The organism is Pseudorhodobacter aquimaris (assembly GCF_001202025.1).
GTDB classification, from domain to species: domain Bacteria; phylum Pseudomonadota; class Alphaproteobacteria; order Rhodobacterales; family Rhodobacteraceae; genus Pseudorhodobacter; species Pseudorhodobacter aquimaris.
The window spans coordinates 81,359-101,394 of record NZ_LGHS01000010.1; the positions used below are offsets into that span (position 1 = coordinate 81,359).

Consider the following 20,036-nt stretch of genomic DNA (forward strand, 5'->3'; position numbering starts at 1 on the left):
CCTTGCGATAGTCTGGAGATGGATTGGCAAGATGAAGGGGTGCTGATTTCCATGCGCGCGCATGGTGAGGCCTCTGCGATTATCGAAGTGTTTACGGCGGCCCACGGACGGCATGCGGGGGTGGTGCGTGGTGGCGGCTCGCGCAAGATGGCGGCCACCTTGCAACCGGGCACACAGTTGGCCGTGACGTGGCGCGCGCGGTTGGAGGATCACATCGGCAGCTATGCCGTTGAGCCGTTGCAAAGCCGGGCAGCGCTTTTGGGCGACCGTTTGGGCCTTGCGGGGCTGACGGCGATCTGTGCCATGCTGCGCACCGCCTTGGCCGAGCGTGAGGCGCACCCGCCGCTCTGGCGTGCGACGATGGCATTGTTGGCCGCGTTGGAGCATGACCCCGACTGGCCTGTGCGCTATTTACGCTGGGAATTGATGCTGTTGGAGGAGCTGGGCTTTGGCCTTGATCTGGGGCGCTGTGCGGTGACGGGCGCGCGCGATGATCTGGCCTATGTCAGCCCCAACACCGGCCGCGCCGTCAGCCGTGCGGGGGCGGGCGATTGGGCGGACCGTCTGTTCCCCTTGCCAGAATGTATGATGGGGCAGGGACCGGCGAGCGGGGTTGAAATCGGGCAGGGCTTGGCAATTACCGGACATTTCATTGCACGGGAGTTGATGCAGGGCTTGGGAAACCGCGCCCTGCCAGAGGCGCGGCATCGACTGATCCGACTGTTGGAGAAAAGGCCCGATCAGGGCGATTAATCCAGCAAGCGTCGCGCAATCACCTGTGCCTGAATTTCGGCAGCACCTTCAAAGATATTCAAGATCCGCGCATCACAAAGGATACGGCTGATCTGATATTCCAGTGCAAAACCGTTGCCGCCATGGATCTGTAGCGCGTTATCCGCCGCGGCCCAAGCCACCCGCGCGCCCAAAAGTTTCGCCATGCCGGCCTCAAGGTCGCAACGTTTGTCGTGATCTTTTTGCCATGCCGAGAAATAGGTCAGCTGACGCGCGATCATCACCTCGACGGCCATCATCGCAAGTTTGCTTGAAACGCGGGGGAATGCGATCAGCGATTTGCCGAATTGTTTGCGGTCGATGGCATATTGCATCCCGACCTCAAGCGCGTTTTGTGCCACGCCGATGGCGCGGGCTGCGGTCTGGATGCGGGCCGATTCGAAGGTCTGCATCAGCTGTTTGAAGCCTTGCCCCGGCACGCCGCCCAGCAGGTTCTCGCCCTTTACGGCAAAACCGTCAAAGGCCAGCTCATATTCCTTCATGCCGCGGTAGCCCAAGACCTCGATCTCTCCGCCGGTCATGCCGGGGGTGGGGAACGGGTCTGCATCGGTGCCAGCGGTCTTTTCGGCCAGAAACATCGACAGCCCGCGGTAGTCGCTGGTCTCGGGGTCGGTGCGCGCCAGAAGGGTCATCACCTGGGTGCGGGCGGCATGGGTGATCCATGTCTTGTTGCCGGTCACGACCCAGTCATCTCCGTCCTTTGCCGCGCGGGTGCGCAGGCTGCCAAGGTCGGAGCCGGTGTTGGGTTCTGTGAACACGGCCGTTGGCAAAATCTCACCGCTGGCAAGTTTGGGCAGCCAATGCGCCTTTTGATCATCGGTGCCACCGCAAAGGATCAGCTCGGCCGCGATCTCGGAGCGGGTGCCAAGCGATCCTACACCGATATAGCCGCGCGAAAGCTCCTCGCTCACCACCACCATCGAGGCTTTGGACAGGCCAAAGCCGCCGAAATCTTCGGGGATGGTCAGGCCGAAAACCCCCATTTCGGAAAGCTTTTCAATGATATCCATGGGGATCAACTCATCGCGCAGATGCCAGCCGTGGGCATGGGGGATGACCTCGGCGTCAGCAAAACGACGGAATTGGTCGCGGATCATCTCCAGCTCTTCATCTAGGCCGGTTGCGCCAAAGGTGGCACGGCCGTGGTTGTCTTGCATCAAGGCGACCAGCGCGCTGCGTGCAGCCTGTGAGTTGCCATGCGCGATCAGCCGGGCGGCGGCAGGGCCGGGTGCCCATTGGATGCCAAGATCGGAGAGGCGGGCGATCTCTCCCTGTGACATCGGTATGCCGCCTGCGATTTGCGCCAGAAATTCGCCAAAAGCGATCTGGAGCAGCAAACGCTCCATATCACCCAAGCTGCCAGCGTCAGAGAGCCGTCCCGCCCAGGCGTGCATCTGCACAAGGCTTTGTTGATAGGTGGCCAGCCAGCTCAGGGCATGGGCGGCGGATTGGTTTGCCTCCAGCAATGGGGCGGAAACCTTGCCGTTCTGGGTCACCATCGCGCGCAAGCTCTCGCGCGCATCGGCAAATAGGGTGTCGATTTCGGGCAGGGCTGCCTCGGTCAATCCCAAAAGATCGGTCAGGATCGGGCTGTCGGCAAGGGGGTGTCCGTCATGGGCCATAGGTCGCTCCGTCTTTCATATCTTTCTGCGCTTGCGAAAGGAATAGAGCCTTTGCAGCCGCGGCGCAACAAGATTTCAAAGATTGGCAATAAATCGACCGAATGTGTCGCGATGAATTTGGCCCACCTCTGTCCCATGCCAGAGAAACCAAACGGGGGGCCAATGGTAGCCCCCCAGTATAATCAGATCGCCGCGGCTTTTACGTCGTCGTCGATGAAGGGCATATATTGGCCGAAGTTATCGGCAAACATTTGCACCAGTTTTGCGGCCTGCGCGTCATAGGCGGCCTTGTCCTGCCATGTTTGACGCGGATCGAGCAGCTCGTCGGCCACGCCTTCTACGGAGACAGGAACGTCAAAGCCGAAGTTCCCATCGCGGCGGAAGTCGCTGTTGACCAATGTTCCGTTCAGCGCGGCCGTCAGCAAGGCCCGTGTCGCACGGATCGGCATGCGCGAGCCGACGCCATAAGAACCACCTGTCCAGCCGGTGTTCACCAACCAGCACGTCGCGCCATGATTGGCGATCTGGGCCTGCAACAGCTTGCCGTAAACCTCTGGACGGCGGGGCATGAAGGGCGCGCCAAAGCAGGTCGAGAAGGTCGGCGTAGGCTCTGTCACGCCGCGCTCTGTGCCCGCCACCTTGGAGGTGAAGCCGGAGAGGAAGTGATACATTGCCTGTGCAGGTGTCAGACGGGCGATGGGTGGCAAAACGCCAAAGGCATCGCAGGTCAGCATGATGATGTTTTTGGGATGCCCGCCCATGCCGGTTTTCGATGCATTGGAAATGGCTTCCAGCGGATAGGCGCAGCGCATGTTGGCTGTCAGGCTGTCATCATCAAAATCCAGCTCCAGCGTTTCCGCGTCAAAGACCATGTTTTCGATCACGGTCCCGAAACGATGGGTGGTTGCATAGATCTCCGGCTCTGCTTCGGCGCGCAGATTGATGGTCTTGGCATAGCAGCCGCCCTCAAAGTTGAAGGTGCCCTTGTCGGACCAGCCATGTTCGTCATCACCGATCAGGGTGCGGGACGGATCGGCCGAAAGCGTGGTTTTCCCTGTGCCCGAAAGACCAAAGAAGATGGCCGCATCATCGGGATCATCCACAGCATGGTTGGCCGAGCAGTGCATCGCCATCACGCCCTTTTCAGGCAGGATGTAGTTCAGCAGGGTAAAGACGGATTTCTTGTTCTCACCGGCATAGGCGGTGTTTGCGATCAGGATTTCCTTGGAGTCGAAATTCATCACGATCACGGTATCGGAGCGGCAGCCGTGGCGGGCCGGATCGGCCTTGAAGCCGGGGCAGTTGATGATGGTCCATTCCGGCACGAAACCATCCAGCTCTTCGCGGGCCGGGCGGCGCAGCAGGTGGCGGATGAACAGCCCGTGCCATGCAAGCTCGGTGATCACACGCACGTCGAGGCGATGCTCGGGGTCGGCGCCTGCGTAAAGGTCCTGAACGAAGTAATCCCCGCCCTTCATATAGTCCAGCATGTCGGCGCGCAGGGCGTCAAAGGCTTCTGGTGCCATTTCGGCGTTGTTTTCCCACCAGATCGAATCTTCGACCGAAGGAGTGCGCACGATGTGCTTGTCCTTTGGCGAGCGGCCGGTAAATTTTCCGGTCGAAACGAGAAATGCCCCGCCGATGCCCAGTTTCCCTTCGCCGCGCGCGACTGCTGCTTCGATCAGGGTAGGCTCAATCTGGTTGTAAGAGACAGATCCAAGTCCGGTGATGCCTTGGGCTTCGACTGTATGGCTTGGGTTTACGCGTCCGGTGTTCATCTAATGCAAGCTCCCGATGCCGATGATTACGACAAGTTTTGGGTTTTGAAGCGGTACGCCGAGCACCCGCCAGCGTCCCGGTCGCCCCCGGAGCCGGAGCCGACACCATGCCTATAGCACGGCGATTCAAGATTGTAACAGGACGGTTTCTTGGCGTTAGCGCAATCAAATTCAAGTTAGCGCAATCAAATGAATGAATGAGGCATATTAGCCATTCATTCGTAAATTTATGACCAACTGAACCGGTCTTGACGCATGATTCGCAGTTGATTCTTTGTGGCAAAAATTTGAAATTGGGGAAAAATATAGATGAGCAGCTTAGGAAAAATACCGATGCCAAGGATCGCCCTTGTGGACGATGACAGAAATATTCTGACCTCGGTTTCGATGACACTGGAGGCTGAGGGGTTTGAGGTGGAAACCTTCAACGACGGGCAGTCCGCGCTGGATGCTTTTACCCGCCGGATGCCGGATATGGCCGTTCTGGATATTAAAATGCCGCGTATGGACGGTATGGACCTGTTGCAGCGCCTGCGTCTGAAAACAATGATGCCGATCATTTTCCTGACCTCCAAAGATGATGAGATCGACGAGGTTCTGGGCCTGCGGATGGGGGCGGATGACTATGTCAAAAAACCTTTTTCCCAACGTCTGTTGGTTGAACGTATCCGGTCGCTCTTGCGTCGTCAGGTTGCGATAGCGACGGATGAGGTTGCCGTGACCGAAGAAACCAAGGTGATGGAGCGTGGTCATTTGCGGATGGATCCGCTGCGTCATGCCGTCTCGTGGAAGGGGCGGGACATTTCCCTGACCGTTACCGAGTTCTTGTTGCTACAGGCGCTTGCGCAACGGCCCGGCTTTGTAAAAAGCCGCGATCAGTTGATGGATGTGGCCTATGATGAGCAGGTTTATGTCGATGACAGGACAATCGACAGCCATATCAAGCGTCTGCGCAAGAAGATGCGAACCGCGGATGAAGAATTTACGGCGATCGAAACGCTTTACGGTATTGGCTACCGCTATAATGAGGAGTGATGCGCCCATATGACGCGAGCGCGAAACACGCCTTCCAATTCGTCTGATGCCAAAACCGATGTGCCGGAAGGTGAGGATGTCACAGAGCGCGGCGGGCAGGCATCCGCCACGGTGAACGCTGCGCCAAGGCCGCGCGCGCATCGGGGGCTTAGGGGCGTTGTTGCCCTCAACCGGTCGCCTTTGGCCCGCAAGATCATTATCTTTAATATGATGGGAACAGTCATTCTGGTGGCTGGCGTCTTGTTCGTGAACCCCTTCCGCGACAGCCTGGTTTTACAGCGTGAACAAGGGCTTGTAACAGAAGCGGAATTGGTTGCCGATGTGTTCGAAGCACTGCTGCCGACGATGGAGGCTGGCGTTTCGCGCGATCCGCTGGCTGATGATGTTGGAAAAACGCTTGCCGCAATAACGATCGGGCCGGGGGTGGATGCGTTTGTTTTTGACAAGTCGGGTCGTGTGATCGCGGCACAGGAGGGGCCGCCGCGTGGTGCTATTCTGGATGGAACGAACACACAATCAACGCTGATCACGGATTTTTTAAACTCGATCTGGGAAGCGGTCTCTGGGATTATATCCGCCAAGGACGTGCAAACGGAGCAAGTCGATTCCGAAGGTCTTGCGGGCAGCAGTTTTGCGGCAGCCGTGGCAGGTCAAACCACCTCTAATATGGCTCGGGATTCTGCCGGTGGCACGCTGTTTTCGGTTGCCGCGCCGATCTGGACTGCTGGCGAAGTTATCGGCGTTGTCGCCCTTACGTCTGCTGAGGGCGAGATTGACCGTCTTGTCCGGCATGAGCGTGAGCAGGTTTTGCAAATGTTCGTTATCGCGCTGTTGGTCTCTATCGGGCTTAGCCTTGCGCTGGCATCTACCATTGCCAACCCATTGTCCGATCTGGCCGCTGCGGCCGAATTGGGGCGTGACAGGGATGCACGGAACATGGCCCCGGGGCGGGTTCGCATTCCCGATATGGCCGCACGGACCGATGAGATTGGCCGCCTTTCAGTTGCGATGCGGGGCATGGTGGCCGCCCTTTACGACCGGATTGATGCGAATGAACAATTCGCGGCGGATGTCAGTCATGAAATCAAGAATCCATTGGCCAGCCTGCGATCTGCGGTGGGGACATTGCGGGTGGCAAAACGGGATGATCAGCGTGAAAAGTTGTTGACTGTGATTGAACATGATGTGCGTCGTCTCGACCGCTTGTTGAGCGATATTTCTAATGCCTCCAGACTTGATAGTGAGTTGGTGAAAGAGGAAGAGGACGAGTTCAACCTTGTCAAAACCATCTTTAACCTCTCGGAGTATCTGGGGGATTTGGCCAGACAGAACGGGGTTGATTTCATTACCGATCTTCCGGCAGAGCCAATCTATATCCGTGGTTTGGAAGCGCGTTTGGCACAGGTTTTTGTCAATCTGATTTCAAACGCGGTGTCTTTTTGTGAAGAAGGCGATGCGGTTCGCGTTTGGGCGCGCCGACGTGAAAACCGGGTCTTGGTCGTGGTTGAAGACACTGGCCCCGGTATCCCCGAGCAGGCCTTGGAAAAGGTCTTCAAACGCTTCTACTCCGAACGGCCTGTCTCTCAGTTTGGGGATCATTCCGGCCTTGGGCTTGCGATTTCCAAACAAATCATCGAGGCGCATGGTGGTGTAATCTGGGCGGAAAACATTCGGCCAACCACGGTTGATGTGACGTCCGAACCACTGGGTGCTCGGTTTGTTGTGGGCTTGCCGATTTGATTGGGCGCGTCGCGTGAAGGATGACGCTGGTGGGGTGATCCATGCAACCTGTGTTGACGTCAACGGCTTTGGCATTTTGATCCGTGGCGCATCGGGATCAGGCAAGTCCAGCCTAGCGCTGCGTCTGATGGCGCATGGTGCAAGGCTGGTGGCCGATGACCGGACATCTTTGCAACGAAATGACAACGCCGTGTGGGCATCAAGCCCGCCAGCCATTCGCGGCGCTATTGAGGCAAGGGGAATTGGTTTGCTGGCTGCGGATCCCGTGGAGCAAACAAAAATCGCGTTGGTCGTCGATCTCGACAGTGCTGAGCCGGAAAGACTTCCGCCAAAACGCCAAACTCTTCTGCTTGGCATACCGATAGACCTTGTATTCGGGGCAACATCCGGCCACCTTCCTTACGGGTTACTACAGCTTGCCCATGGCGGGCGATGGAATTGATGCGGATCTGAGCGGGCGAGAGTGGGGTATGGAACATCGTATTGTCCTTGTGACCGGGCCTTCAGGGGCGGGGCGCACCACAGCGGTCAACGCGCTAGAGGATCTGGGCTATGAGGCGATTGATAACCTCCCGCTCAGCCTTGTGCCGCGGCTGATTGATGGCGACAGTCAGAGGCGCCCACTGGCTTTGGGCTTGGATGCGCGCAACCGTGACTTTAACGCGGCGGCTTTGATCGCCTTGATCGACAAGCTGACAGTCGATCCAAGGGTTTCACTGAACGTGATCTATCTGGACTGCGCGGCAGATGAGTTGATCCGCCGCTTTGCCCAGACCCGGCGGCGCCATCCCTTGGCGCCCGACAGCACACCTATGGTCGGCATCGCGCGCGAGGTGGATCTTTTGGCTCCGGTTCGTGTGCGCGCTGATCACCTGATTGAGACAACGGGAATGTCGCCGCATGATCTGCGGGCCGAGATTGGGCGATGGTTTGGTCAATCCGACGTGCCGGGGCTTGCCGTTTCGATCCAGTCCTTTTCCTATAAACGGGGGGTTCCGCGGGGTGTGGATATGATCTTTGACTGCCGCTTTCTGCGCAACCCGCATTGGGTGGATGAGCTGCGCGATATGGATGGGCGTGATTCTGCAGTTTTTGACTATATCGCCAAGGATCCGCGATTTTCTGAATTTATCCAAAAGGTGAACGACCTGATCCTGTTTTTGATGCCTGCCCAGTTGGATGAGGGCAAAGCCCATCTTGCCATCGGCTTTGGCTGTACCGGCGGGCAACACAGATCCGTTGCCGTGACGGAATTGATCGCATCAAAGCTTGCACAGGAAGGGTGGCCGGTGGCAAAACGGCATCGGGAGCTTGAGCGACGGGCCGCAGGGCAGCCCGCAAACGGGACAGGGTGATCAAAGAGTGATTGGAATTGTAATTGTTGCCCATGGCGGGCTTGCACGCGAGTATCTTTCGGCGGTGCAACATGTTGTGGGTAAACAAAAAGATATGATTGCGGTCGCAATCGAGGAAGATCATGACCGTGCGCAGAAACAGGCGGAAATCTGTGATGCGGCGGACTCTGTGGATCGCAATGATGGGGTGGTTGTCGTCACCGATATGTTCGGCGGCTCCCCTTCGAACCTGTCCTTGATGGCTTGTGTCGGGCGCGGTCGACGGATCCTTTATGGGGCCAACCTGCCAATGCTGATAAAGCTGACCAAATCACGGCATCTTGCGGTACAGGATGCCGTAACGCTGGCGCTGGATGCTGGCCGAAAATATATCAACAGCCTCGACCTGGGCGAAGAAGGAGACCTCCCATGAGCGAGCGTATTTTGAAGATTGAAAACGTAAAAGGGCTTCATGCCCGCGCTTCGGCCAAATTTGTAGAGGTTGTCGAAGGGTTTGAGGCAAACGCAGAGGTTTCCAAGGACGGGATGAGCGTTTCAGGGGATTCCATTATGGGTTTGCTGATGCTTGCCGCTTCGCGTGGCACCAGCATTTCCGTCAAGACCTCTGGCCCGCAGGCCGAGGTCTTGCTGGAAGCGCTTGATACTTTGGTCAAGAATATGTTTGGCGAAGATTTCTAGGTCAAGTGTCAGAGGTGGTTTTACCGGGTGGGAACCGGTGTTTCGCCACGGTAATCATAAAAACCACGCTGGGTTTTGCGGCCCAGCCAGCCCGCCTCGACATATTTGGTCAACAAGGGGCAGGGGCGATATTTGGTATCAGCCAAGCCGTCATGCAGTACGTTCATGATCGCAAGGCAGGTGTCCAGCCCGATAAAGTCCGCCAACTCTAACGGCCCCATCGGATGATTCGCACCAAGCTTTAGCGATTCATCGATCGATTTAACCGATCCCACGCCTTCATACAGCGTATAAACCGCTTCGTTGATCATCGGCATCAGGATCCGGTTCACAATAAAAGCGGGGAAATCCTCGGCACTTGCCGCTGTTTTGCCAAGCCGCTCGACCACTGCCAGCAACGTGTCGTAGGTTTCACGGTCGGTCGCAATGCCGCGGATCAATTCCACCAGCTGCATGATTGGAACGGGATTCATGAAGTGGAATCCCATAAATTTTTCCGGCCGGTCGGTGCGGCTTGCCAACCTAGTGATCGAAATCGACGAGGTGTTGGAGGTCAGGATCGTATGTGGCTTCAGATGCGGCAGCAGATCGTCGAAAATCGCCTGTTTCACGGTTTCGCGTTCCGTCGCGGCCTCAATGATAAGGTCAGAGGGTCCGATCTCGGTAAGGTCCATCGTTGTTTTGATACGGGCCATCGCGGCGGCCTTATCCTCGGCAGAGGTTTTCCCGCGTGAGACCTGCCGCTCAAGGTTGCGGTCTATAAGGGTCACGGCCTTGTCCAGGCTTTCCCGGCTAATATCGGTAAGGGTGACATCATATCCTGCCAGTGCAAAGACATGTGCAATCCCGTTGCCCATCTGCCCTGCGCCGACGATTCCGACTGACTTGATCTCCAACATCCCGCTCTCCTGCATCCTGTCATTGCGGAGCATATGCGCGGTGCGGGGGGGCGTGCAAGGCCGCGTGTCCCAAAGATGCAGATTCCGCGAAAATCCTGAGAATTCGTGACAAATTCAGGATTTAGCCATTTTGAAAGGACTCTGCGTCACTCTCGAACTTGGGTGTTGAAAATAAATGGTGGGTGAAATGGCCTATGTGTATCCGAGCGATGTTCCGCTCGACTATCAAACGTGCCGCTATGGTACATCGAAACTTTCTTTCCGGGGACCAAAGCACAATCTTGTGCGGCCGTATTTTGTGACAATCGGGGGTACGGAAACCTATGGGAAATTTGTCAAGGACCCGTTTCCGGATTTGGTGGCGGCACAAACCGGCATGCCGGTGGTCAACCTTGGCTGCATGAATGCCGGGCCGGATGTCTTTTTGAAAGATCCCGAGGCCCTGGACATAGCGTCGGGGGCCGATCTGACAATTGTTCAGGTCGTAGGGGCCGCGAATTTGACCAACCCTTTCTATGCGGTTCATCCTCGGCGGAACGACCGCTTTTTACGGGCGAATCCAAGCCTTCAGAATATGTACCGGGATGTGGATTTCACGGAATTCCATTTTACACGGCATATGCTGCAAACATTGTTTCAGGTCTCGCCGCATCGGTTTGTGGCGGTGGCCGCACAATTGCAGGCGGTATGGGTTGAGCGGATGAGCCTGTTGCTGCAAAGCATCAAGGGGAAAACGCTGCTTTTGTGGATGGCAGATCATGCGCCAAGCACGGCGCGTGCCGATGCAAACCCCTATTCGGACCCTGTTTTGGTGCATACCGGGATGATTGATCAGCTGCGCCAGCATGCCAGTGCCTATATGGAGGTCGTCACCAGCGAGGCTGCGAATCATGAAGGGATCGACGATATGGTCTTTTCCCCGCTGGAGCGGCACGCCGCCGAGGGGGTTCCCGGACCCTTGGCTCATAGAGAGGTCGCGGATGCGCTGAATGCGGGCATCAATCAACTGCTTGCAGCGTAACACCGCTTAAAACAAAAGGGGCGTCTGGGAAGGACGCCCCTTTGAGTGATTTAAAAATCGATTACAGCTTTTCGATAAGCTCCGGTACCGCCGTGAACAGATCGGCAACCAGCCCGTAATCGGCCACTTGAAAGATCGGCGCCTCTTCATCCTTGTTGATCGCGACGATCACCTTGCTGTCCTTCATGCCGGCGAGATGCTGAATCGCACCGGAGATACCAACGGCGATATAGAGATCGGGGGCGACAACCTTGCCCGTCTGGCCAACCTGCCAGTCGTTCGGGGCATAGCCGCTGTCGACCGCCGCACGGGAGGCACCAACGGCCGCGCCCAGCTTGTCTGCCAGCTTCTCAATCATCGCGAAGTCGTCTTCGGAGCCGACACCGCGACCGCCCGAAACCACGATCCCGGCACTGGTCAGCTCTGGCCGATCGGATTCAGCGACTTTGTCTTCGACCCAGGACGATAGCGCCGGATCTGCCGCCGCACCGATGGTCTCCACTTGGGCAGAGCCGCCCATTTCCGCCAGATCAAAGCTGGCCGTCCGGATCGAAGCGACTTTGATCGCATCGCCGGATTTCAGTGTTTGCATCGCATTCCCGGCATAGATCGGACGCTCGAACGTGTCGGCGTCGATAATCGAGGTCACATCCGAAATCACCATCACATCCAAAAGCGCCGCAACGCGTGGCAACACGTTTTTCGCATCTGTCGTTGCGGGTGCAATTACGTGGCTGTAATCCTTGGCCAAATCAACGATCAGCGCGGCTGTTGGCTCTGCCAAACGGTGACCAAGGCTTGCATCCTCGGCGCAAAGCACCTTGGACACGCCAGAGATTTTCGCCGCTTCTGCCGCTGCATCTGCCGCAGAGGCACCTGCACACAACACAACGATATCGCCCAAAGGTTTCGCCGCCATCACCGCCTTGGCGGTTGCGTCGACATTCAATGTGCCGTTGGTCACTTCACCCAAAAGAAGAACAGCCATCAGATAACCCCCGCTTCGTCTTTGAGTTTTGCAATCAGCTCATCCACAGAGCCGACTTTGATACCGGCTTTGCGGCCTGCCGGCTCTGCGGTTTTGACCACCGTCAGGCGCGGGGCCACATCGACGCCGTAATCGGCGGCGGTTTTTTCATCCAAAGGCTTTTTCTTGGCTTTCATGATGTTGGGCAGCGAAGCATAGCGCGGCTCGTTCAGGCGCAAATCAACCGTCACGACCGTTGGCATGTTCACCTTGATGGTTTGTAAACCGCCATCCACTTCGCGGGTGACAACGGCCTTGTCGCCATCAATCGCCAGCTCGGACGCGAATGTCGCCTGCGACCAGCCCAGCAGCGCCGAGAGCATTTGCCCTGTCGCGTTCATGTCATTGTCGATCGCCTGCTTGCCGCAGATGACCAGGCCGGGGGCTTCTTCATCGACCACAGCCTTGAGCAGTTTGGCCACAGCCAGCGGTTCGATGTCATTATGAACATTATCGGCAGCAACGATCAGAATGGCACGGTCGGCGCCCATGGCCAAAGCGGTGCGCAGGGTTTCTTGCGCCTGCTTTACGCCGATGGATACAACCACGACTTCCTCGACACTTCCGGCCTCTTTAAGCCGGATGGCCTGTTCGACGGCAATTTCGTCAAACGGGTTCATCGACATTTTGACATTGGCAAGATCAACACCGCTGCCATCCGCCTTCACACGGACTTTCACGTTATAGTCGATCACACGTTTGACAGGTACAAGAACCTTCATTGCGCGGACTCCTTGGTTTGGGGTGGGGCAGAAGGCCCCTTAAACGCTCTTCGCTTTGATATAATTTTGTTCGAGGAATAAACAGTCCAAAAGCACCATGTTAGCGACAACATCCTTACGTTTTCCGACTTGAAAACGGGGTGATAGATGCCAATCGCCCGTCGGAACTGATAGGATTCGTAACATTTCCGATCAGCGCGTCAGCCCCGGCACCCAAAGCACATCATCCGCACCGTCATTATTGGCAATACGGCCGGCCACGAAAAACCAGTCCGACAGGCGGTTGAGGTATGTGACGGCGGCAGGGTTCACATCCTCATGTGCGGCCAGCTCCACGGTCATTCGTTCGGCGCGGCGACACACGGTGCGGCAAAGATGGAAATGGGCGGCAAGGGCCGTCCCGCCCGGCAGAATAAAGCTGCGCAGGGGGGTCAGCTTGCTGTTCATCTCGTCGATCTCGGATTCAAGCCGTTCAACCTGCGCGTCGATAATACGTAGGCGCGGATAGGGCGCTTGGGCATCCTTGTCGCGGTCGGGGGTGCAAAGATCGGCCCCCAGATCGAACATATCGTTGGAAATCCGCGCCAGCGCCGCATCCAGATCACCGGTCGCATGCATCCGCGCAAGGCCAATGGTGGCGTTGGCCTCATCCACGGTGCCATAGCTGGACACCCGCAGACTGTGCTTGGCCACGCGGTCGCCATTTCCGAGGGCTGTTTCGCCCTTATCGCCGGTTTTGGTATAGATCTTTGACAGTACAACCATGCATCATCCCCCCATTCTGCGTATAAAGACAAACAGCAATATCAACCCGACTGCAACCGCCTGCGCATAAATACGGTAGCGCATCAGCTTATTGGAGCGTTTTGCCGCACCCGCACCGCCTTTGCCAAAGCTGCCGATGCCCAGCACCAGAATAACCAGAACAAGAAGGCAGGCGATGGCGGCGATGATAAAAAGCGGATCGTTTAACATGAGGGGGCTCCGGTTTTGCGGCTTTGGCTATGATGTATGCGCAACGGGGGAAAAAGCGAACAGAAATCCGCAGCTTCAGCCTTTTGCGATCAACCAGTCGAGGGCGGCGGTCGGTAAAATGCGCCGTGCGATGTTCATCAGATAGGTGGGCAAGGTCACAAAATAGCGCGCTTTGGGGTGGTCGGCCTCTAGCGCGTGGATCAGCTTGCCGGTGACAGCGCTTGGGGGTTGCTCGAACCGGTCGGGTCCGCCGGCGGTATAGAGACGCGCTTTTACCGCTTCATATTCCGCGCGGCGGGGCGAGTTTTCCCAATTGATCCAGCGCTCAAAATGCACAATGGCATTTTCACGAATTCTGGTGGGGATCGGTCCCGGTTCGATCAACACCACATGGATGCCGGTCCCACGCATCTCTATGCGCAGCACATCCGTCAACCCCTCCATTGCGAATTTCGTCGCGACATAGGCCCCGCGCCAGCGCATACCGACCAGTCCAAGCACCGAAGAACAGTTGATAATACGCCCATGGCCCTGTCTGCGCATCACGGGGATGATCCTGCGCGTCAAATCGTGATAGCCGAAAAGATTGGTCTCAAATATCGCGCGCAGCCCGTCACGGGGCAAATCCTCTACGGCGCCGGGGCAGGCAAAGGCGCCGTTGTTGTAAAGCGCGTCGAGGGTGCCGCCGGTGCGGCGCAGGGTTTCATCGACTGCGGTCTTGATGCTGGTCTCATCGTCATAATCCAGAACAAAGCTTTCCAGCCCCTCGTCGCGCAGGCGCTGGCAATCCGCCTCGGCGCGGCAAGTCGCAAACACCCGCCATCCCTGCGCGTGCAATGTTCGGGCCGCGTCAAGCCCGATGCCAGATGAGCAGCCGGTGATCAAAATGGATTTTTGTGTCATGCCAAGGCCCCTTTTGTCAAAGCCCTAGCGCCTATGGTAGGAAAAGGTCAATCAAGCGGGTCTATATCGGTTAGCAGGCGCGCGGCGACAAATCCGTCAACCCCGTCACCCTCGATACGTATCTGTACCCAGCCATCCTTTGGCGGCGCCACCACGGCCACAGCCTCGTCGCGGGTCAGGCGGCCGACGACACTGTGACTGGTTGACGGCCCGCCACGCACATTTACGGCAGACGCGTTGATATACATCACCGGCAGGGCGCTGGCACCGGTCTGGACGGCGACATTCTGGGCGGGGACGGCGTCTGTTGGATCCCCGGAGAGCACGAAGCGGCCCGTAACCGGTGCCTGACCTGTCAGCTTTGGTTTCTGTAGGGTGACGGGGATGACATCGGCCCGAGCGACCTCTTGCGTTGGGGGCGATTCCACCACCTGAGGTGGGCGCAGCACTTTGGTTGTTGCCGGATCAACCCCGACACGGCCCTGCCGAAGCTGGCCTCTGTCCTCGCCCCCTATCATCAGGACAACGAACATGCCGATCCCCAGCAAAACCACCAACTTCCACATCGCAATTATCCTGTTGCCCGCTTTTACAAATCGTTAATGGTTGTACTATGGCACCTTAGGCCGCCAAAAAATACGCAAAATCGACGTGGAAACGGTTTATCCACAAGTATTCCCGCCTGCGATACAGATCTTGACAGTGCTGGCGGGATTTCGGCTGGACCGTATCGCGCAGGGCCATTACACCGCTGACCATGACACATTCGCCAGATGATCCCGACACACCGCCCATGACCACCTCGGAACCGCTGCGCCGCGCGATCGGCGACCGGTATCTGACCTATGCTCTTTCTACGATCATGCACCGTGCGCTTCCCGATGCGCGTGATGGTCTGAAGCCGGTACACCGCCGTATCCTCTATGCGATGCGTGAGCTGAAGCTGTCACCCACGGGAGGCTTTCGTAAATCGGCCAAGATCTCGGGCGATGTGATGGGGAACTATCACCCCCACGGCGATAGTGCGATTTACGACGCGATGGCGCGTCTGGCGCAGGATTTCAACGTGCGTTACCCGTTGGTCGACGGGCAGGGCAACTTTGGCAATATCGACGGCGATAACCCCGCCGCCAGCCGTTATACCGAGGCGCGGCTGACCGCGATTGCCGAAAAGCTGATGGAAGGATTGACGGAAAACGCCGTCGACTACCGCCCCAATTATGACGGCACGCTGGAAGAGCCGGTGGTCATGCCTGCCGCCTTTCCGCATCTTTTGGCCAATGGGTCGTCGGGGATTGCCGTGGGTATGGCCACGAACATCCCGCCCCATAACCTGCATGAGCTGATCGACGCCTGCCAAGCCATGATCAAAGATCCTGCGGTCGGTGATGACGCGCTGGTGGGTTTGATCCCCGGCCCGGATTTCCCGACCGGCGGCGTGATCGTGGAGCCGCGCGGCAATATCATGGATGCCTACCGCACCGGGCGCGGGTCCTTCCGTCTGCGCGCGAAATGGGAGGTGGAGGACCTGGGCCGTGGCCAATGGCAGATCGTCGTCACCGAAATCCCCTATCAGGTTCAGAAATCCAAGCTGATCGAGAAGCTGGCAGAGTTGATCCAGACCAAGAAGATCCCGATCTTTGGCGATGTGCGCGACGAATCCGCCGAGGATCTGCGCATGGTGATTGAGCCCAAGACGCGCACGGTTGATCCCGATATGTTGATGGGGATGCTGTTCAAAAGCTCTGATCTGGAGATCCGCTTCAGCCTGAATATGAACACGCTGATCGACGGGCGCACCCCCAAGGTGTGCAGCCTCAAAGAGGTGTTGCGTGCCTTTCTGGACCACCGCCGCGATGTGCTGCAAAGGCGCAGCCGGCACCGGATGGACAAGATCGACCACCGGCTTGAGGTGCTCGAAGGCTTCATCACTGCGTTTTTGAACCTTGACCGTGTGATCGACATCATCCGCTATGACGCCGACCCCAAACGAGCCTTGATGGCGCAGGATTGGTCGCTGACCCCGCCACGGGCCATGTCGGAAAAGGATTATGTCCCGCCTGTGCCGGGCAAGGGCACGCTGACCGAGGTTCAGACCGACGCCATCCTCAATATGCGCCTGCGGTCCTTGCGCAAGCTCGAAGAGATGGAGCTGATCGCCGAACGGGATGCCTTGCTTGTGGAGCGTGCGGGGTTGGTGGATCTTTTGGCGGACGAGCGTTTGCAGTGGAAACAGATCGGCGCCGACCTCAGGGAAGTTCAGAAAACCTTTGGCAAAACTTGGGCGCAAGGCGCGCGTCGTACAATGTTTGCCGAGGCCGGCGAGGTCGAGGAAGTCCCCTATGAGGCGATGATCGAGCGTGAGCCGATCACGGTGATCTGCTCCAAGATGGGCTGGATCCGCGCGATGAAGGGGCATGTCTCGCTTGATACCGAGGCCAAGTTCAAGGACGGCGACGAGGGCCGTTTCCTGTTCCATGCCGAGACCACCGACCGGATCATTCTGGTCGGCAGCAATGGCCGGTTCTATACCATCCTCGGGGCCAACCTGCCCGGGGGGCGCGGCATGGGGGAACCTGTGCGCCTGATGGTCGATCTGCCCAATGAGGCAGAGATTGTCGATCTGAAGATCCATCAAGCGGGGGTCAAACTGCTGGTTGCCTCCTCCGAGGGGGATGGTTTCATCTGTCCGTCCGATGAGGTGGTGGCCCAGACCCGTGCCGGCAAACAGGTGCAAAGCCTGCGCGGCGATGCCAAAACCGTGGTGGTCAAGCCTGTCACGGGCGATCATATCGCGGTGGTGGGCGAGAACCGCAAGGTGCTGGTGTTCGCGCTGGACGAGCTGCCGGAAATGGCCAAGGGCAAGGGCGTGCGCCTGCAAAAATACAAAGACGGGGGGATGTCGGATGTGACGACCTTCACCCTTGCCGAAGGGCTGAGCTGGAAAGATCCGGCAGGGCGCACCCGCACGCAGAGCGAGCTTGACGAATGGCGCGCCAAACGGGCAACGGCCGGCCGGATGGCCCCGCGTGGCTTTCCGCGGGACAATAAGTTCAACTAAACGCGCCGCTTATAAGGTCTCAATATTCAGCCAGACCCCGCCTTGGGGGCGCAGGGTCAGGATCATCACCGGCGCGGGCTCTTTGCCCTTGACCGGTGTAAAGCGGTGCCGCGCCAAGAGCGTTGCCAGAATGACCACCGCCTCTTGCAAGGCGAAATTTGCGCCGATACAGACCCGTGGCCCGTCGCCAAAGGGCAGATAGGCAAAGCGCGCAATCGCATCGGGGTCCTCAAAGCGCGAGGGGTCGAACTTGTCGGGGTTATCCCAAAGCATATGATGCCGGTGGAGTGCGTAGATCGGCAAAACCACGGTATCGCCCGCCCTTATCTCGCGCCCGCACAGCTCATCCGCGACCATCGCTGTGCGCGAAAGGAAGGCGGCCGGGGGATAGAGACGCAAGGTCTCGTCAATAATCCGGCGGATCAAGGGCAGCTTTGCGACATCGTCGGCCGTCGCGGCACGGTCGCCTAGAACGGCCTGTGCTTCGGTGCGTGCGGCCTCCTGAACCTCTTGGTCAAAGGCGCATAGATATAGCGCCCAAGAGAGCGTCAGCGCAGTGGTCTCATGCCCTGCCACGATGAAGGTCAGCAAGTTGTCGCGTAGCTCTGCGGTCGTCATCTTGCGGCCGCTCTTTGGGTCCTCGCCCGCCAATAGCAGGTCGAGCAGGTCCGGCACATCATGGCGCGGCGCGGTCTTGCGGCTCTCAATCGCCCTATCTGCGATTTGCCGCATCTCGCGCATTGCCGCCCCAGCCATCATCCGCCCCGGACGCGGCACCCAGCCAGGCACCCCGATCAGATCGAGGACCGAAACCTTGGCCGCCTGCGCGATAAAACCCTCGATAGCGCGGTGGACGGCATTGCGGTCGAATTCTTCGTCCCCCGAAAACGTGACGTCCGAAATCACCTCAAAGGTTGCGGCAACCATTTCGGAAAACATATCCGCCGCGCGCCCATCCGCAGCGGCAATCCGCGCGCTTGATCGTTCCGCCGCGGCCGTCATCACCGGCGCAAGGGCTGCGACATTGCGGTGGCTGAAAACCGGTGCGGCCGTGCGGCGTTGCCACAGCCAATCCGCGCCCTCGGCCACAAACAGGCTATCGCCGATGGCCTTTTCAAGGATCAGCTTGGTGACGGTAGATTTCGGGTAATCCGTTACCTTGTCGCGCAACATCCGCTTGAGCGCGCCCGGCTCCATCACCATATGCCAGCGCTTGCCTGTGCGCCCCGAGATCATCGGTTGACGGGTCGCGATTTCGGGGATCAGCTCCAGCACGTTGCGCCGCCCGACCTTGGCCGAGGCGAATATCCCCAAGGGCGCATTGTGCAGGGGCACCCGCGCAGGGGTACGTTCTTGGGGCGTCGTGGGGGGCGGGTCTTGCATCACGGTCTCTGATAAATTGACGTTTGTGAACCACAATATAGGGCATTATGTGCATAGGCAAAGCCGGCATGGTTGCGCCGTCCCTTTGCAAAGGCTATGCCGAGGGTCAGGTTTTGACCAAGGAGTATTCTATGATTATTGCCCGTCTGACTGCCATAAGTCTTGCGCTCGGCCTTCTTACGGCCTGCGGCGGGCAAAATGTGGTCGAGGCCCCGGTGGAGTTGGGCAATTTCAAGCTGGGCCATAACATCGTCGTGGCCGACAACCCGCAAAAGGTTCCGATTTCCCGCGAGGCCGATCCCCAAGACTGGGATGACAGCCTGACAGCGGCGCTTGATAAACGGCTGGGCCGCTATGAGGGGGATAAATTTTATAACCTTGGCGTGTCGGTGGATGCCTATGCGCTGGCCCCGCCCGGAATCCCGCTGGTGCTTTCGCCCAAATCCGCGCTGGTGGTGACGGCGACGCTTTGGGATGATGCACTTGGTAAAAAGATGAATGAGGGCGAGCAATTCACCGTGTTCGAAGGCATTGACGGCGATACGATGATCGGGTCCGGCCTGACGCGCACCGCCGAAGAACAGATGGAAAGACTGAGCTTCAACGCCGCCAAACGGATTGAGCGCTGGCTTTCAGAGAACCCTGAATGGTTCGGCCTGCCGCCAAAACCAAAGAACGCGCCGGTTTCATCGAAGTGAAGCTTGATTTTCCCGTCTGAAGTGGATATCTCGCGCCCGAGATAGAACGGGGGCCGTTGTGGTCCCCCCCAATGTTTGAGGCATTCCACGATGGCAAAGGCAAAGTTTGAACGTAGCAAACCGCACGTAAACATCGGCACGATTGGTCACGTTGACCACGGCAAGACGACGTTGACGGCTGCGATCACGAAATATTTTGGCGACTTCCGCGCCTATGACCAGATCGACGGCGCGCCCGAAGAGAAAGCACGCGGGATCACGATCTCGACCGCGCACGTGGAATATGAGACGGCAAACCGTCACTACGCCCACGTTGACTGCCCCGGCCACGCTGACTATGTGAAAAA

General features: G+C 58.0%; 21 protein-coding genes. 11 read left to right on the top strand and 10 right to left on the bottom strand.

What is annotated here, in order from left to right; genetic code table 11:
- Positions 1 to 18: 18 nt before the first annotated feature.
- Positions 19 to 753, top strand: coding sequence for a DNA repair protein RecO (gene recO / locus AKU94_RS01640; protein WP_050525611.1), 735 nt, complete (start codon positions 19 to 21; stop codon positions 751 to 753).
- Here recO and AKU94_RS01645 read toward each other — a convergent pair.
- Both AKU94_RS01645 and AKU94_RS01650 read right to left on the bottom strand, forming a co-directional pair.
- The gene (locus tag AKU94_RS01645; RefSeq protein WP_050525612.1) at positions 750 to 2,414 is read right to left on the bottom strand and encodes an acyl-CoA dehydrogenase family protein; all 1,665 of its coding nucleotides are present in this window, start codon (positions 2,412 to 2,414) and stop codon (positions 750 to 752) included. The two genes, recO and AKU94_RS01645, sit on opposite strands and share 4 nt — an antisense overlap.
- Before the next feature lie 182 nt (positions 2,415 to 2,596).
- Positions 2,597 to 4,192: a phosphoenolpyruvate carboxykinase gene (locus AKU94_RS01650; RefSeq protein WP_050525613.1), complete on the bottom strand. Its 1,596-nt coding sequence runs from the start codon at positions 4,190 to 4,192 to the stop codon at positions 2,597 to 2,599.
- Positions 4,193 to 4,525: 333 nt separating this feature from the next.
- On the opposite strand from AKU94_RS01650, the gene AKU94_RS01655 reads away from it, so the two are divergent.
- The 6 genes from AKU94_RS01655 to AKU94_RS01680 are packed head-to-tail and all read left to right on the top strand — an operon-like array spanning position 4,526 to position 9,000.
- Positions 4,526 to 5,227 carry a response regulator transcription factor gene (locus AKU94_RS01655; protein WP_050525614.1) on the top strand — a complete coding sequence of 234 codons (702 nt, stop codon included), beginning with the start codon at positions 4,526 to 4,528 and terminating at the stop codon, positions 5,225 to 5,227.
- Positions 5,228 to 5,236: 9 nt separating this feature from the next.
- Positions 5,237 to 6,967: a sensor histidine kinase gene (locus AKU94_RS01660; protein ID WP_050525615.1), complete on the top strand. Its 1,731-nt coding sequence runs from the start codon at positions 5,237 to 5,239 to the stop codon at positions 6,965 to 6,967.
- Between the two features lie 13 nt (positions 6,968 to 6,980).
- Positions 6,981 to 7,409: an HPr kinase/phosphorylase gene (locus tag AKU94_RS01665; RefSeq protein WP_198144798.1), complete on the top strand. Its 429-nt coding sequence runs from the start codon at positions 6,981 to 6,983 to the stop codon at positions 7,407 to 7,409.
- 28 nt (positions 7,410 to 7,437) lie between these two features.
- Entirely contained in the window at positions 7,438 to 8,322 is an 885-nt protein-coding gene (gene rapZ / locus AKU94_RS01670) for an RNase adapter RapZ (RefSeq protein ID WP_050525617.1), read from the top strand.
- 7 nt (positions 8,323 to 8,329) lie between these two features.
- Positions 8,330 to 8,734: a PTS sugar transporter subunit IIA gene (locus tag AKU94_RS01675; RefSeq protein WP_050525618.1), complete on the top strand. Its 405-nt coding sequence runs from the start codon at positions 8,330 to 8,332 to the stop codon at positions 8,732 to 8,734.
- Complete coding sequence (locus tag AKU94_RS01680; RefSeq protein WP_050525619.1) at positions 8,731 to 9,000, top strand: HPr family phosphocarrier protein; 270 nt, start codon at positions 8,731 to 8,733, stop codon at positions 8,998 to 9,000. Before AKU94_RS01675 ends, AKU94_RS01680 begins: the two co-directional genes overlap by 4 nt.
- A gap of 20 nt (positions 9,001 to 9,020) precedes the next feature.
- Here AKU94_RS01680 and AKU94_RS01685 read toward each other — a convergent pair whose 3' ends face one another.
- Complete coding sequence (locus AKU94_RS01685; RefSeq protein WP_050525639.1) at positions 9,021 to 9,896, bottom strand: 3-hydroxybutyryl-CoA dehydrogenase; 876 nt, start codon at positions 9,894 to 9,896, stop codon at positions 9,021 to 9,023.
- Positions 9,897 to 10,086: 190 nt separating this feature from the next.
- Between AKU94_RS01685 and AKU94_RS01690 the strand changes: the two genes are divergently transcribed.
- Positions 10,087 to 10,920 carry a DUF6473 family protein gene (locus AKU94_RS01690; protein ID WP_050525640.1) on the top strand — a complete coding sequence of 278 codons (834 nt, stop codon included), beginning with the start codon at positions 10,087 to 10,089 and terminating at the stop codon, positions 10,918 to 10,920.
- Between the two features lie 61 nt (positions 10,921 to 10,981).
- Here the strand turns inward: AKU94_RS01690 and AKU94_RS01695 are convergent, their stop codons facing one another.
- The 6 genes from AKU94_RS01695 to AKU94_RS01720 form a co-directional block, all read right to left on the bottom strand.
- On the bottom strand, positions 10,982 to 11,908 hold the full coding sequence (locus AKU94_RS01695; RefSeq protein ID WP_050525620.1) for an electron transfer flavoprotein subunit alpha/FixB family protein: 927 nt from the start codon (positions 11,906 to 11,908) through the stop codon (positions 10,982 to 10,984).
- Entirely contained in the window at positions 11,908 to 12,669 is a 762-nt protein-coding gene (locus AKU94_RS01700; RefSeq protein WP_050525621.1) for an electron transfer flavoprotein subunit beta/FixA family protein, read from the bottom strand. The genes AKU94_RS01695 and AKU94_RS01700 overlap by 1 nt, the downstream gene beginning before the upstream one ends.
- A gap of 192 nt (positions 12,670 to 12,861) precedes the next feature.
- Entirely contained in the window at positions 12,862 to 13,434 is a 573-nt protein-coding gene (locus AKU94_RS01705; RefSeq protein WP_050525622.1) for a cob(I)yrinic acid a,c-diamide adenosyltransferase, read from the bottom strand.
- A 3-nt stretch (positions 13,435 to 13,437) separates the two neighbouring features.
- A complete protein-coding gene (locus AKU94_RS01710; RefSeq protein WP_050525623.1) occupies positions 13,438 to 13,644 on the bottom strand; it encodes a twin transmembrane helix small protein in 207 nt (68 codons plus the stop codon).
- A 75-nt stretch (positions 13,645 to 13,719) separates the two neighbouring features.
- Positions 13,720 to 14,547, bottom strand: a complete 828-nt coding sequence (locus tag AKU94_RS01715) for an SDR family oxidoreductase (protein ID WP_050525624.1) — start codon at positions 14,545 to 14,547, stop codon at positions 13,720 to 13,722.
- Positions 14,548 to 14,594: 47 nt separating this feature from the next.
- Positions 14,595 to 15,113, bottom strand: a complete 519-nt coding sequence (locus AKU94_RS01720) for an SH3 domain-containing protein (protein ID WP_050525625.1) — start codon at positions 15,111 to 15,113, stop codon at positions 14,595 to 14,597.
- A 191-nt stretch (positions 15,114 to 15,304) separates the two neighbouring features.
- On the opposite strand from AKU94_RS01720, the gene parC reads away from it, so the two are divergent.
- A complete protein-coding gene (gene parC / locus AKU94_RS01725) occupies positions 15,305 to 17,608 on the top strand; it encodes a DNA topoisomerase IV subunit A (RefSeq protein ID WP_050525626.1) in 2,304 nt (767 codons plus the stop codon).
- 9 nt (positions 17,609 to 17,617) lie between these two features.
- On the opposite strand, the gene AKU94_RS01730 is transcribed toward parC, so the two are convergent.
- Positions 17,618 to 18,991, bottom strand: a complete 1,374-nt coding sequence (locus AKU94_RS01730; RefSeq protein ID WP_050525627.1) for a cytochrome P450 — start codon at positions 18,989 to 18,991, stop codon at positions 17,618 to 17,620.
- 131 nt (positions 18,992 to 19,122) lie between these two features.
- On the opposite strand from AKU94_RS01730, the gene AKU94_RS01735 reads away from it, so the two are divergent.
- Together AKU94_RS01735 and AKU94_RS01740 are read left to right on the top strand one after the other, a co-directional pair.
- On the top strand, positions 19,123 to 19,689 hold the full coding sequence (locus AKU94_RS01735) for a hypothetical protein (protein ID WP_232295646.1): 567 nt from the start codon (positions 19,123 to 19,125) through the stop codon (positions 19,687 to 19,689).
- Between the two features lie 90 nt (positions 19,690 to 19,779).
- Positions 19,780 to 20,036: GTP-binding protein (locus AKU94_RS01740; RefSeq protein ID WP_232295647.1), on the top strand; the 257-nt coding region annotated here is incomplete at its 3' end.